Below are 12352 nucleotides of genomic sequence, written 5' to 3'. Positions count from 1 at the left end.
GACCGATCCCTAAACCAGATTGTTGCGAACCGCATAGGCAATCGCTTCGGACCGCGTTCGGGTGGCAGTCTTGCGCATCACGCTGGTGATGTAGTTATTGATCGTGTTCTTCGAGATGCCGATGATGGTGGCAATTTCATCCGATGTCTTGCCTTCGGCGATCCAGTAGAGACATTCGAGTTCGCGTTCGGTCAATTCCAGTTCGCGTGTGCTGCGGACGCTGTCATTGAAGAGAAGGCTCGCGAAATAGCTCGTCAACAGCGCCGTCTCGCGAAGACGCTGCTGCGACAGGATCATGTCGGCTGGGCAGAGCAGCATCAGGCAATAACGGCTGCGGCCGGCGGAAAAGATCACCGAGCAAAACTGGCGGCTGGCGCCATAGGGCAGAATGGTTTCGTCGGGCAGCATCGAAAAGGTAGGCGTGAGAACCGAGAGGCACTTGTCCAACTCAGTCGAGCGCGACATCGCGGAGATAATATCGACGCCGCTCTTGCGGACCATGTCGAAGGGCCAGTTGGAGGAGACAATATTGTCGAGGACATTCTCGTTGCTGAGTTCGTGACGCGCCAAAAGAAAGCCGACCGCACCGACATATTCCGCCAGAAGTCCCAGCCCGCCGGTTATATCCTGGCAGTCGGCCTTCTGGGCCAATCTGGTGATGATCTGTTCTGTCGTTATCAGCCTATGCGATACGCCTTTTGGCACATCGCCAGAGCTCTCCACATTCTCACGTTTCGCACTGGTCGCCATACTGTCCCACTTCACATCGCCAAGGAGTCAAGATTCTACCCAGTTACGTCAGTTGCCCCTTTGTTCAGATACAAAGACAACATGCACCGATGTGATCATTAAGAATTGTGCTGATTCGACGTTGAATTCAAATCTATTTTTTAAAATAGTGAACTATTTCGAATATTTAGCATATGCAAACAAAACAAGGCACACCTGCTCCACTTGTAAGAGCAGGTCGGACAACGCTTAATGCGCCATCTCTTTATCTTTTTGCGCCAAAGTTGGCGCTCGATGTGAAGTCTGCCGGATAGACTTTCATCTCTGATAAATCACACCATATCAGAAGCAGAACACATTTTAACCGCAAGCGAACCGATTTGCAAACCGGCGGATCCTGTCCTTCTGACACGCCTGTACGAAGACAAGTCGCAGCCGATGCCACAACGGCTCCGCATCTCACGGGAGAGATTGGCAAGCGTTATCCCCGTTCCTGAGGCAAACGAAAACGCCGGCTCTTGAGGGAGCCGGCGGTTCATTCGGTATGCTGCGGTCGAGCCGATCAGGCTGCTTCTTCGCCTGCCGCCCATTTGCGCAGGATCTTGGCGGCGCGCTCTTCGCTTATATCGACCATGCGCTGCAGTCTCCGCTCCGGGCCCTCCTTGACCTTCTTGGCCATGGAGCCATCGTCGTTCATCGTCAGGAGGTCGTCGGCGGAATCGAAGCCGAAGTCGGAGCCGAAGCCTTCCATCAGCGCACCGCCACCGCCTTCGCCCATGGCGGGCGGCGAGAAGTCGGGCAGTTCCAGGCCAGCGGTCTCGCCGAGCGGAAGTGCACCGGGAGCCCCCATGCCTGCAGCCGCCATTTCGGGACCACCGATGGCCTTGATTAGCGGACGGAAGCCCATCCAGACGATCAGGAAGGCGACGACGACGAAAGCGAGCGCATTGATCATGGAGCCCATGTTGCGCATGAAGATGTCGATGAAGCTATCGCCGGCTACGCTGTCCTGCAGAAGCTGGTTTTCCATGAAGGCAACTGAGCTGACATTGACGACGTCGCCGCGGGTCGAATCCAGTCCGGCAGCTGTGGTCACAATCTTCTGCATTTCAGCGATGATCGCATCATACTTCGCCTGATCGAAGGGTTCGCCGACCAGCTTGCGGACGCGATCTTCGTTAACAACCACGGCAACCGACAGCTTTTCGACCGTATAGCCGTTGCGCACGGTGGCGACGGTCTTGCTGTTGATTTCGTAGTTGGTCTGCTCTTCCTTCTTGTCGTTCTGATCGGTCGACTTCGGACCAGCACCGCCTTCAGGCGTTCCTTGCGGGACGTTCTGTTCGACCGTTGCTGCCTGATCGGCGCTCACCTGTTCGGACTTCTGGTTTTCCTTCGTCACGCGAACCGAACGCTCGACCTTGGATTCGGGATCGTAGATGGTTTCCTGAACCTGCTGCGCGTCGGTGTTGAGCTTGGCCGTGACGGAGGCACGGAAATTGTCCATGCCGAGGAAAGGCGCCAAAGCCTTGTCGATGTTGTTTTCAAGCTCGAGCTGAACATTCTGGGCAATGTTGAGCGAGCGGTTGAGATTGGAATTGGTCGGATCATCGCCCGAGGCCAGCAACTGGCCGGCGGAATCCAGGATCGTGACGTCATCGATCGCAAGGCCAGGAACGGCGGCAGCGACCAGATGACGGATCGAAGAAGCGGCCTGACGACCCGTCGTCTGCGATGCCCGGATCATGACCGATGCCGAAGGCTTCTGCTCAGCCTGACGGAACGAACCGCGATCGGCCATCACGATATGAACGCGGGCGGCATTGATACCGTCGATCGTCTGGATGGTGCGGGCGATTTCCCCTTCAAGGGCGCGAACCCGGGTGACTTCCTGCATGAAGGAGGTCAGGCCGAGCGAGCCGACATTATCGAAGAGTTCGTAGCCGGCATTGGTGGAGCTCGGAAGGCCGCGCTCGGCAAGAAACAAGCGTGTCTTGCCAGTCTGTCCCACCGGAACCTGGATGGACTTGCCATCAGCGCCGACTTCAAAGTCGATGCCGCCTGACGACAGGGCCATACTGATCTGATTGAGATCGGACGTTTCGAGCCCGACATAGAGCGTTTCGAAGGAGGGCCGGTTTACATAATAGGCCCCACCGAGAACAAGGCCGACGATGAGCAGGCCGATTGCTCCAAGAGCGGTCAATCGCGCCATGCCCAGATTGGACAGGTTTTTCAGGATTGCCGTAAGCTGATTCAACAGATTCATTCTGTTCCCGCGCGTTGCTGTGCCGAGCATTGGTCAGGTATCATTACCCGCTGGCGACACTATTCCCTGAAACTTGCGCGAAGGTTTTCAGGGAACGCAGGAACAGACAAAGAAATCGTCGATCAGACGACCTCAGAAGAGGTCGAAATCACCGGCCGCACGGCTGAGCGGCTGGGAATGGCCGTGGCGCTGGTTACCGCCAAGCGCCTTCTGCATGTCGGCAAGCTTCACAAGGTTCAGTGCCGTCGTGACATCGACCAGCATTGCGGACGGGATTTCCGACGTGATCGTATCGATGAATTCGGCAAGGCCGCGCGTCTTCTGAACTGCAAGATCGATGCCCTGCAGAACCATCAGCCGGTCGGCGGCAGGCAGTCCTTCGGCACCATGCGCATTCGCCAGGAACGGTTCGATCCGCTCGATCAGATAGGCAACATCGTGCAGTTCAGACACGACACGCATGAGAACGTCCGGAAGAGCTTCCTCGAAAGCGTCGTTGCTGTGATGAATGCTAGGCGGCATTAGGAACGATCCACTTCTCAGAAGAATTCGATTGAGCTTTCGGCCGGCTTCGGCGGAGCAACCGGACGGATTTCCTGCTGTACGGTGCGCTGCGTTTCGGCACCGGTCAGCGCGTATTGGCGGGCGCGGCCAGAGACAGGCCAGAATTCGAGTTTGCGTCCGGCATCGCCGCCAGTGGACGACCCCAGGACGTTAATCCCTTCGTCGCGGAGGAAACGCATCGCGAATTCGGCGTTTTGCTGGCCGACATTTGAGAAGGACGCGATCGTTTTCGCTCCACCGAACACCTTGGCTTCGAGCCGGTCTCTGCGGGCGCCCTGCTTGAGCAGGCCGTTGATCAACAGTTCCATGAGATGCACCCCATAGCGCGAGGCATCGCCACCCTGCGCCAGCGTCTCGGCGGACCCTGGAAGCAGAAAGTGGTTCATGCCGCCGATGCCGGCCACGGGATCCCGCAGGCAGGCAGCGACACAGGAGCCAAGAACGGTCGACAACACGACGTTGGGATCGTTCGAGACTTTCCACTCGCCCTGGATGACATGCACTCTCTTGAAACCGTCAACCAATGTCATTTGAGCGATCCAAAAACAGCCTCGATAGCAGCCTTCATCTTTTCAATGGTGAACGGCTTGGCCAAGACGTTGTTTGCACCCATCTGGGCCGCCTTCTGCACCAGCGCGCGATCGCCCTGGGCCGTCAGGATGATGAAGGCCGCCTTCTTGGTCGCCGGGTTGGACCGCACGGCCTGAAGCAGGCCGAGACCATCCATCTTCGGCATGTTGAAGTCGGAGATCACCAGGTGATGCGGCTGCTGCGCCATGATCTGCGCACCCTGCATCCCGTCACCGGCTGCCGTAATCTGTTTGAAGCCGAGTTGCGTCAGCGCATCGCTCAACAGAAGGCGGCTCGTGACCTGGTCGTCCACGATGAGCACTTTGATTTTTTCCGCTATTGACATTTTAGTCGCTCCCTTCTCTGCGGGCGGCTGTAAGTTTCAGCACTTCTTCTCCGATCGCGTTCAACGGCAACTGTTGTTCGACAGCACCGAGTTCGAACGCGACCCGAGGCATTCCATAAACTACGCAGGTCTTTTCATTTTGACCGACGGTACGAGCGCCTGCATGGCGCATCTTCAACAAACCGGCAGCGCCGTCGCGCCCCATGCCGGTCAGGATGACACCGACCGCATTGCGACCGGCGATTTCGGCGACCGAATCAAACAGTACATCCACCGACGGTCTATGACCATTTACCGGTGGTTTGTCGATAAGACGACAGACCGGCGCATGCGGGTTGGCCACGATCATATGCCGGTCCCCGCCGGGTGCGAGGTAGATCCGGCCGATCTCGAGGCGCGCATTGTCGGTCGCTTCCTGCACCTGCGGCGCACAGAGGCGGTTCAGCCGCTCGGCGAAACTCTTGGTGAAGGTCGCCGGCATATGCTGGGTAATCACTGTCGGCGGGCAGTTGGGCGGAAAGCCCTTCAACACTTCGATCAGCGCTTCGACGCCGCCGGTCGACGAGCCGATTGCTACGACCTTGCGGCCGACGCGGTAATCCGTCGAGACGTTGACATTGGCCGCGGGAGCTGCCCGCAGCGGCGCCTGACGTCCTGCCTGGAACCGCGTGCCCGACTTTGCGGCAGCCTTGACCTTGTCGATCAGTTCATGGAAGGGACGCGTATCGCCCGGTGCCGGTTTGCTGATGCAATCGAACGCACCGATTTCAAGCGCCGTGATCGTCGCTTCGGCTCCACGGTGGGTCAACGACGATACCATGATGACCGGCATGGGTCTGAGCGTCATGATCTTCTCGAGAAACTCGAGACCGTTCATGTTCGGCATCTCGATATCGAGCGTCACCACATCGGGATTGAGTTCCTTGATGGCGGCGCGCGCTTGCATGGCATCGCCGGCCTGGCCTACGACATCGACATCGGGATCGGAATTGAGCACAGCCGAGATCAGGCCCCGCATGGTGGGCGAGTCATCGACGACGAGAACGCGAGCTGGCGCCATCAACCTTTCCTTCCACCTGATTTGCCGATGTATTTGTAGGTCGTGATGCCGGTGTTATCGAAATGGGCCTTCGCCTCGCCGCTCACACGCTCGGAATGACCGATATAGAGATAGCCTCCCTCCGGCAGCAGTTCCGAAAAGCGCGACCAGATGCGCATCTGCGTCGGCTCATCGAAATAGATGACGACGTTACGGCAGAAAATGACATCGAACTTACCCTTGAAAGGCCAGGCGGCCATGAGGTTGAGTTCGTTGAAGGTAATTAGACGCTTCAGTGCATCGACCACCTGCCATTTCGGCTTGCCGTCGACGGTCACTTCACGGAACCATTGCTTGCGCATCTGCGGACTGACGGTCTCAAGAGATGAAACGTCATAGGCGCCGAGACGTGCGGCAGCTAGGATCTTGGGATCGATATCGGTCGCCAGGATCTTGAAATCGTAATCTGCGATGTTCGGCAGCGCGGTGATCGCAGTCAATGCGATCGAATAGGGCTCCTGGCCATCGGATGAGGCCGCAGACCAGAACCGCACGCGACCGCCAGCCTTCAAGCGGCTGATGACGCCGGGCATCACTTCGTCACGCAGATGTTCGAAATGGTGGTTCTCGCGGAAGAAGCGGGTGAAGTTGGTGGTGAGGAACGACAGCATCTCGCGACGTTCGGCGGCACCGGCAGGAGATGCAACCAGATCGCAATATTCACGGAAGTTCCTGAGGCCTAGCTGCCGAATATGCTTCGACAGACGCGAATAGACCAACGAGGCCTTCGTCTCGTTGAGAAAAATCCCGGCATCCGAATAGATCATCTGCGCAATTTCGGCGAGATCCCGCCGCGTCAGCGGAAATTCTCCGCCGGCGAGGATTTCGTCCTGATTGCGTCTTTGATCAATGGCAGGGTTCATGTTCACGCGGCTTCGCTTTCAATATCGGGGAAGATGGCTTCCAGTTCGACCAGGCAGATCATGCGGTTCTCGATTGCAATGATGCCACGGGCAAAAGAGCGCTCGAGATCCGACGCCACTTCGGGCGTCGGCTGAATGTTATCGTCGGTAATCGTCAATATATCGGAAACTGCATCAACCAGCAGACCGACAATCTTGTCATGCACCTGCGCGACGATGATGACGTGGCGCGCCGTCGGCTGGGCCGGTTTCATGCCGAGCCGAGCGGAAAGATCGATGATCGGAAGCACAGCGCCGCGGAGGTTTATCACGCCCATCATGTAGGCGGGCGTGTGCGGCATTGGCGTCGCAGGCGTCCAGCCGCGGATTTCACGGACAGCCATAATGTTCACGGTAAATTCCTGATCGCCGATGCGGAACGCGATCAGTTCGCGTCCCCCTTGCGATATGGCTTTTGCAGTGTACGTCATGAGTGTTCTTCCTGCTTCTCACCTATCTGTCAGCCTGTAGCGGCCAACGCATTGTCCATCTTCAGCGATTGACCGCGCGAGGCGGCAACCACGGCATCGACATCGAGGATCAGCGCCACGCGGCCATCGCCGAGGATGGTTGCCGCAGCGATGCCCGGAACGTGGGTGTAGTTCGCTTCAAGGCTCTTGATGACGACCTGGCGCTGGCCCTGGATCGCATCGACCATAAGCGCGCGCTGGCCGCCACCTTCCGATTCCACGAGCAGGGCAACACCGTCGACCGGGTTGGCCGGCTGGCCGCGGAAGTTGAGGATGCGACCGACATCGACGAGCGGGCAGAATGAATTGCGGATGGCAATCAGCTTCTGCGACGCGCCGAAGGAGTGGATCGAGGAGGCTTCCGGCTGCAGCGTTTCGACGATGGCCGTGAGCGGAACCACGAGCGTCTGGTTTGCAACCGTCACCACCATGCCATCGAGGACGGCGAGCGTCAGCGGCAAGCTCATGGTGAAGGTCGAGCCGTGACCCGGGCGCGAATGGATCGAGATACGACCGCCGAGTGCCTGGATCGAGCGCTTGACGACGTCCATGCCGACGCCGCGTCCGGATACGTCAGTGATCTTGTCGGCCGTAGAGAAGCCCGGCATGAAGATCAGGTTGTCGATTTCTTCATCCGACAGATTGGCATCGGCCGGGATGAGATCGTTGTCGATCGCCTTCTGCTTGACCTTTTCGCGGTTGATACCGGCACCGTCGTCCGAGAGTTCGATGACGATACGGCCGGAACGATGTTTCGCGGTCAGTCGAACGGTACCATCCGCCGGCTTGCCGACAGCGGCACGCTTTTCCGGCGATTCAATGCCGTGGTCGACCGAGTTGCGGATCATGTGCGTCAGCGGCTCGGCGAGCTTGTCGATGACCGTCTTGTCGACTTCGGTGTTTTCGCCTTCGGTGATCAGTCGGACAGACTTGCCCACCATGTCGGCGACTTCGCGAACGATACGCGACATGCGCTGGAACACCGGCTTGACCGGCTGAGCGCGGATGGCCATCACCGAATCCTGGATCTCGCGGGTGAGCTGTTGCAGCTCCTCGAGACCCATATTGATGCCTTGGGTGCCGGAATTGTCGTTCTCGATCACGCTCTGGGCCAGCATGGCCTGGTTGATGACAAGCTCGCCCACCAGGTTGATCAGGCGATCGACGCGATCGAGGTCGACGCGGATGGTCGGTGTTGCACCGGCCGAGGCATCGGTCTTGGCGGCGGCAGCCGGAGCTTCCTTCTTCTCGACCGGAGCGCGCGCCGAGCTCGAAGCCTGGCTGACGACAGAGCTAGCAGTGGCGGCGGCTTCCTGAGCAGCCTGTGCGGCCTGTTCGAGGCCGTGGTCGCCGGAATGGTCGTCATCCGATTCCATCGACATGACCGGCTCTTCGTCCAGCATGCTGAGATCGAAGGGAACCGGCTGCATTGGCAGTTCTTCGCCCGCAGCGGCGGTTTCTTCGGCTTCGCCTTCGTTCAGCGCCCGAACATCAAGCTCGCAATCCCATTCGGCGAATTCGAAAACCTGACGGATCCCTTCCTCGCCCTTGTCGGTCTTGATCCAGACCTTCCAATGGAAGTAAGCAGCTTCCGGATCCAGCTGATCGAGCGTCGGCAGGCTCGACATGTCGCAATGGATGCTCATGTCACCAAGGCGATGAAGGTCGCGTAGCAGCAGCGCCGCATCATTGCCCTTGGAATAAAGATCCGATCTCGGCTTGAAAATGACTTCGTAGGTCGGAAGCACCTTCTCCTCTTCGGCATCGCCGAAATCATCGAAGGAGAACGGGATCGGCTGGAACCCGCTGTCATCGGTCGGGGCCGGAGCCGCCTTTTCGACCACCGGTTCGGGCGCCTTGGCTGCTGCTGGCTTGGCAGCCTTGGGAGCCTCGGGAACCGGATGACCGCCCGACGAGACGGGCTCTCCGTTCGCCAGCGCCTCGAGGTCCTTGACCAGACCGACGGTGCGGCTCGGATCGACCGAACCGCCTTCGCGTGCGGCAACGGTCAGGTCGGCGAGCACGTCCGCCGACTTGAGCATGACCTTCATGACGTCTGGGCCAGGATCCAGCTTGTTGGAACGAACGCAATCCAGAGTGGTCTCGAACACATGTGCGAATGCGACGAGGTCATCGAGGCCGAAGGCCCCGGCGCCCCCCTTGATAGAGTGAACGGCACGGAACACGGCGTTGACCGTTTCAGAGTCCGTTTCCCCATCATTCATCTTGAGGAGACCGGATTCCAGTTCAGCGAGCTGCTCTTCGCATTCCTGGAAAAAGATCTCTTTGATTTCGTTCATATCCATAGGAATAGTTCCCGGTTCAGGCGGTTACACGCTCGATCGCATCAATGAGCTTTGTCGGATCGAATGGCTTGACGATCCAGCCGGTCGCGCCAGCCTGGCGAGCACGGTTCTTCTTTTCGGCATCGCTTTCCGTCGTCAGGACGAGGATCGGGATCGCCCGGTACTTGTCGTTGCGGCGAACGCCTTCAATGAAGCCGAAGCCATCAAGACGCGGCATGTTGATGTCGGTTACGATGACGTCCGGATTGCATTCTTCCAGAACTTCGAGGCCTTCGATCCCGTCTTCGGCCTGAATGGTCTCGAAACCCGCATTGTTGAGGGTGACGAGAAGCATGTTCCGGATCGTACGGGAGTCATCTACCGTAAGTACCTTTTTCTTCATTTCCTGCTCTCCTTTGCCAGCAGATGATCGTAGTTGACGCCGATGAGCTGCATCGTCTTGCTCATGGCGTCGGAAACATTCTCGATTGTGAAGTTTTTCTTTTCTTCTTCCCAAGTCTTTGCCGCAGACATCAGCACCTGCACGCAGAGTGCGCCGACACGCTCGACCGCCGAGGCATCGATCGTGACATCGCTGCCTTTGAGAGCCATCAACTTGGTTTGCAGTGCAGTGGCCTCATTGAGATCCAGCACCTTTTCAAGGCTCAGTTTCTTGGCTGCACCTGTCTTTGCGCTCATGAATTCAATCCTTTGTTTGCCGGAACGGATCTGGCTTGAGGTCTGGTTCTGGTTCCCGAAAGCGTTTCCTGGAAGCAGCATTCGGTCATTCCCTGCCAGCGGCGGAAACGGCTGTCGTTCCAGGCATCCTCGTGTTTCATCGACTTCATCCGAACGCCCTCCCCTCATTGTGCTGGAAGGGATCTGAACCGATCAGGCGATTGTCACGGTTTTCAACCGCACGCGCGCTGTGGGCCTGTTCGCTCGCCGGTGCCATCGCCCGCACTGCCTGCGGGATGACTTGCACCCGCGACCGTGGTGCTTCAACCGGGCGCTCGATCCGGAACGAGCGGATCTTGTCGCCAAGTTCGAGGATGACGGTGGCGAGATCGTCGGCATCCGCCTTGGCATTGCCTGCCAACTGGCTTGAGGCGTCGAGATCGATCGCAGCGGTCGCAGTACGGCGCGAAAGCTCGGCCACACCTTCTGCGGCTTCGCTTGTCTTGTCGGTGAGCCCGATGACCGCATCATTGATGGCACTGACCTGGGCGACGATGTCGCCGATCGCATTCTGGGTCCGACCGACGGTATCCACACCGGCCTCAACCTGAACCTTCGTCTCGCTGACGAGGCCCTTGATCTCGCGTGCGGCTTCCGCCGATCTCTGAGCCAGTGCGCGAACTTCCTGGGCGACGACCGCAAACCCCTTGCCCGCATCGCCAGCGCGTGCGGCCTCGATACCGGCATTGAGTGCCAAGAGGTTGGTCTGGAAGGCAATCTCGTCGATGGTCCCGATGATCTGGCCGATCTTCTCGGCCGACTGTTCGATACCCGACATCGCGCTGATGGCTTCGCTGGCGACCTGGCCGGATGCTTCGGCAGCCTGACGGGCCCTGCGAGTATCGGCGGCTACGGCCGAGGCGCGGCCGGCTGTCTCGCGGACATGATCGGCAAAATCGGACAGTTCGGACGCAGCCTGCGAGACGGCACGTGCGCCCAGGCGCGACCGGTCCGCCAGAGAGGCGGCGCCAAGCGCAATGCGGCTCGTTGTCGTTGCCGCGGCTTCGCTTCCCGTCCTGGCATCGGCCAGCGACAGCCGGATTTCGGAGAGCGCTTCATTCAGGCTCTCGACGAGATCGGCATAGGCTTCCGGCGCCTCGATCGGCTGCGAACCGGTGAAATCTTTCTGGCTGAGATGTCCGACGGCCTGGCTCAGTACCGCGCGCGCCTCGTCCCGCAAGGCATCGCGTGTCTCGACCAGCGTCTGCTGATGGGCGAGCCGGCTTTCGTTGAAACGGAGCGAGACGGCGATCTCGAGATCCACCATCACCGCACGCACCACGGAACGGGCAAGCTCGACCGCCTTGGCGGCACCCTTGCCGCCCGAACGGAACCAGCCCTTCGGCCAATGATCCTCGATGATGCCGGCGATGATCTGTTCGAGAACGACGGCGTGTCCGGCGATGTGCCAGCGCGGATCGAGCCCGATGCGGCTTTCGCTATCGGACAGGACCTTGACGCGCTCTGCATAGAGCGTGTCGAAACGCGCATCCGTCAACACATCCCAGTGCGATTGCTGGAGATCGTGCAGACGCTCGATCTGGGCTTCGCTGACAAAGTTGCGCGACGCCTCTGGATAGGTCTGAAGACGATGAAAAAGGTCTCTGAGGGCGAGTTTGATATGGGGAAGAAGCTGGTTGCGACTGGCTCTCACAAGATCCGTCGAAGCCTGGTCCAGACCGGCAAAGCGAAGGCGACCGGAGAGGCTACCGCCCTCTCGCCTTTCTCTTTCTGCCGATGTGTTCGCCTCAACCAATTGCGGTCCCCGTCCAAACGCAAGACGCCAGTCGACGGACTGACATGTCCCCTGATAATCCCCGGTCCGGAACGGTTCATTCTGCTTTCGCAAGGCCGTCCCAAGCCACCTGCTGCATGAAGAAATCCGGACTTTGACCGGTACGGCGAAGCGGCTTCATGCCTATGGATTCACGGAAAACCCCATTTCGACGTGACCTAAATTCTTATGGTTAATTCCTTGCTCGAAGGTTAACGTTCGGTAGAAACACGCGGTTTTCAAAAAATAAACGGGCTTACACAGATTGGACCGGTCGTCGCCAAAAAGTTGAAAATGCCGGCTCGCGCAAGCCAGACACAAGACTGTCATGCGACATTTGACGGGCAGAGATGACGATGTTGTCAATCGGGGTGAGAGCAATGATTGTTCTTGGAATGAGCGCAATGCTGATCGCATCAGTAACACTGACCGCTGTTTCACTACTCGTGAGCATTGATTTCGGACGGAAATCGGCGCCGAGCGCAGTGTTCTGATGTAAACCAGGCCGACTGCCGGCTTGCGGGAAAGGCAAGAGGCGCGTGGCATCTGGCGATGCCGGATAAACGCTGCCCTTGACTTCGGCACTGGACAGCATCGACCGGAATC

The 12352-nt window shown here is 58.6% G+C and carries 13 protein-coding genes; all 13 read right to left on the bottom strand.

The features are described 5' to 3' along the window. Positions 1–9: 9 nt before the first annotated feature. A complete protein-coding gene (gene visN, locus Q4481_RS01185; RefSeq protein ID WP_304374415.1) occupies positions 10–750 on the bottom strand; it encodes a transcriptional regulator VisN in 741 nt (246 codons plus the stop codon). Between the two features lie 541 nt (positions 751–1291). After that, positions 1292–2998 carry a flagellar basal-body MS-ring/collar protein FliF gene (fliF, locus tag Q4481_RS01180; RefSeq protein WP_304374413.1) on the bottom strand — a complete coding sequence of 569 codons (1707 nt, stop codon included), beginning with the start codon at positions 2996–2998 and terminating at the stop codon, positions 1292–1294. Positions 2999–3130: 132 nt separating this feature from the next. After that, the gene (gene cheT / locus Q4481_RS01175) at positions 3131–3520 is read right to left on the bottom strand and encodes a chemotaxis protein CheT (protein ID WP_304374410.1); all 390 of its coding nucleotides are present in this window, start codon (positions 3518–3520) and stop codon (positions 3131–3133) included. Between the two features lie 17 nt (positions 3521–3537). After that, positions 3538–4092: a chemoreceptor glutamine deamidase CheD gene (gene cheD / locus Q4481_RS01170; RefSeq protein ID WP_304374409.1), complete on the bottom strand. Its 555-nt coding sequence runs from the start codon at positions 4090–4092 to the stop codon at positions 3538–3540. After that, positions 4089–4478 (bottom strand): response regulator, encoded by a 390-nt coding sequence (locus tag Q4481_RS01165; protein ID WP_304374407.1) that lies wholly within the window; start codon positions 4476–4478, stop codon positions 4089–4091. The genes cheD and Q4481_RS01165 overlap by 4 nt, the downstream gene beginning before the upstream one ends. A 1-nt stretch (position 4479) precedes the next feature. Next, positions 4480–5541, bottom strand: coding sequence for a protein-glutamate methylesterase/protein-glutamine glutaminase (locus tag Q4481_RS01160; protein WP_304374405.1), 1062 nt, complete (start codon positions 5539–5541; stop codon positions 4480–4482). Next, complete coding sequence (locus tag Q4481_RS01155) at positions 5538–6440, bottom strand: protein-glutamate O-methyltransferase (protein WP_304374403.1); 903 nt, start codon at positions 6438–6440, stop codon at positions 5538–5540. Before Q4481_RS01155 ends, Q4481_RS01160 begins: the two co-directional genes overlap by 4 nt. 2 nt (positions 6441–6442) lie before the next feature. Next, a complete protein-coding gene (locus Q4481_RS01150; RefSeq protein ID WP_304374402.1) occupies positions 6443–6910 on the bottom strand; it encodes a chemotaxis protein CheW in 468 nt (155 codons plus the stop codon). 29 nt (positions 6911–6939) lie between these two features. Continuing rightward, positions 6940–9255: a chemotaxis protein CheA gene (locus Q4481_RS01145; protein ID WP_304374401.1), complete on the bottom strand. Its 2316-nt coding sequence runs from the start codon at positions 9253–9255 to the stop codon at positions 6940–6942. Between the two features lie 16 nt (positions 9256–9271). Then, the gene (gene cheY1 / locus Q4481_RS01140) at positions 9272–9637 is read right to left on the bottom strand and encodes a chemotaxis response regulator CheY1 (RefSeq protein ID WP_304374400.1); all 366 of its coding nucleotides are present in this window, start codon (positions 9635–9637) and stop codon (positions 9272–9274) included. Next, the gene (locus tag Q4481_RS01135) at positions 9634–9933 is read right to left on the bottom strand and encodes an STAS domain-containing protein (protein WP_304374398.1); all 300 of its coding nucleotides are present in this window, start codon (positions 9931–9933) and stop codon (positions 9634–9636) included. The genes cheY1 and Q4481_RS01135 overlap by 4 nt, the downstream gene beginning before the upstream one ends. 145 nt (positions 9934–10078) lie before the next feature. After that, positions 10079–11728, bottom strand: a complete 1650-nt coding sequence (locus Q4481_RS01130) for a globin-coupled sensor protein (RefSeq protein ID WP_304374396.1) — start codon at positions 11726–11728, stop codon at positions 10079–10081. A gap of 274 nt (positions 11729–12002) precedes the next feature. Next, entirely contained in the window at positions 12003–12341 is a 339-nt protein-coding gene (locus Q4481_RS01125; RefSeq protein WP_304374395.1) for a hypothetical protein, read from the bottom strand. Between the last annotated feature and the right edge of the window lie 11 nt (positions 12342–12352).

The sequence above is a fragment of the Fluviirhizobium alvei genome, assembly GCF_030551875.1.
Lineage (GTDB): Bacteria > Pseudomonadota > Alphaproteobacteria > Rhizobiales > Rhizobiaceae > Rhizobium_E > Rhizobium_E alvei.
The sequence above is the reverse complement of the archived record's forward strand: the minus strand, read 5'-3'. Positions and strand labels throughout refer to the sequence as shown.

Excerpts from the sequence above, each read along its gene's own strand:
- visN (WP_304374415.1), bottom strand. The coding sequence starts at position 750 with ATGGCGACCAGTGCGAAACGTGAGAATGTGGAGAGCTCTGGCGATGTG.
- fliF (WP_304374413.1), bottom strand. The coding sequence starts at position 2,998 with ATGAATCTGTTGAATCAGCTTACGGCAATCCTGAAAAACCTGTCCAAT.
- cheT (WP_304374410.1), bottom strand. The coding sequence starts at position 3,520 with ATGCCGCCTAGCATTCATCACAGCAACGACGCTTTCGAGGAAGCTCTT.
- cheD (WP_304374409.1), bottom strand. The coding sequence starts at position 4,092 with ATGACATTGGTTGACGGTTTCAAGAGAGTGCATGTCATCCAGGGCGAG.
- Q4481_RS01165 (WP_304374407.1), bottom strand. The coding sequence starts at position 4,478 with ATGTCAATAGCGGAAAAAATCAAAGTGCTCATCGTGGACGACCAGGTC.
- Q4481_RS01155 (WP_304374403.1), bottom strand. The coding sequence starts at position 6,440 with ATGAACCCTGCCATTGATCAAAGACGCAATCAGGACGAAATCCTCGCC.
- Q4481_RS01150 (WP_304374402.1), bottom strand. The coding sequence starts at position 6,910 with ATGACGTACACTGCAAAAGCCATATCGCAAGGGGGACGCGAACTGATC.
- Q4481_RS01145 (WP_304374401.1), bottom strand. The coding sequence starts at position 9,255 with ATGGATATGAACGAAATCAAAGAGATCTTTTTCCAGGAATGCGAAGAG.
- cheY1 (WP_304374400.1), bottom strand. The coding sequence starts at position 9,637 with ATGAAGAAAAAGGTACTTACGGTAGATGACTCCCGTACGATCCGGAAC.
- Q4481_RS01135 (WP_304374398.1), bottom strand. The coding sequence starts at position 9,933 with ATGAGCGCAAAGACAGGTGCAGCCAAGAAACTGAGCCTTGAAAAGGTG.
- Q4481_RS01125 (WP_304374395.1), bottom strand. The coding sequence starts at position 12,341 with ATGCTGTCCAGTGCCGAAGTCAAGGGCAGCGTTTATCCGGCATCGCCA.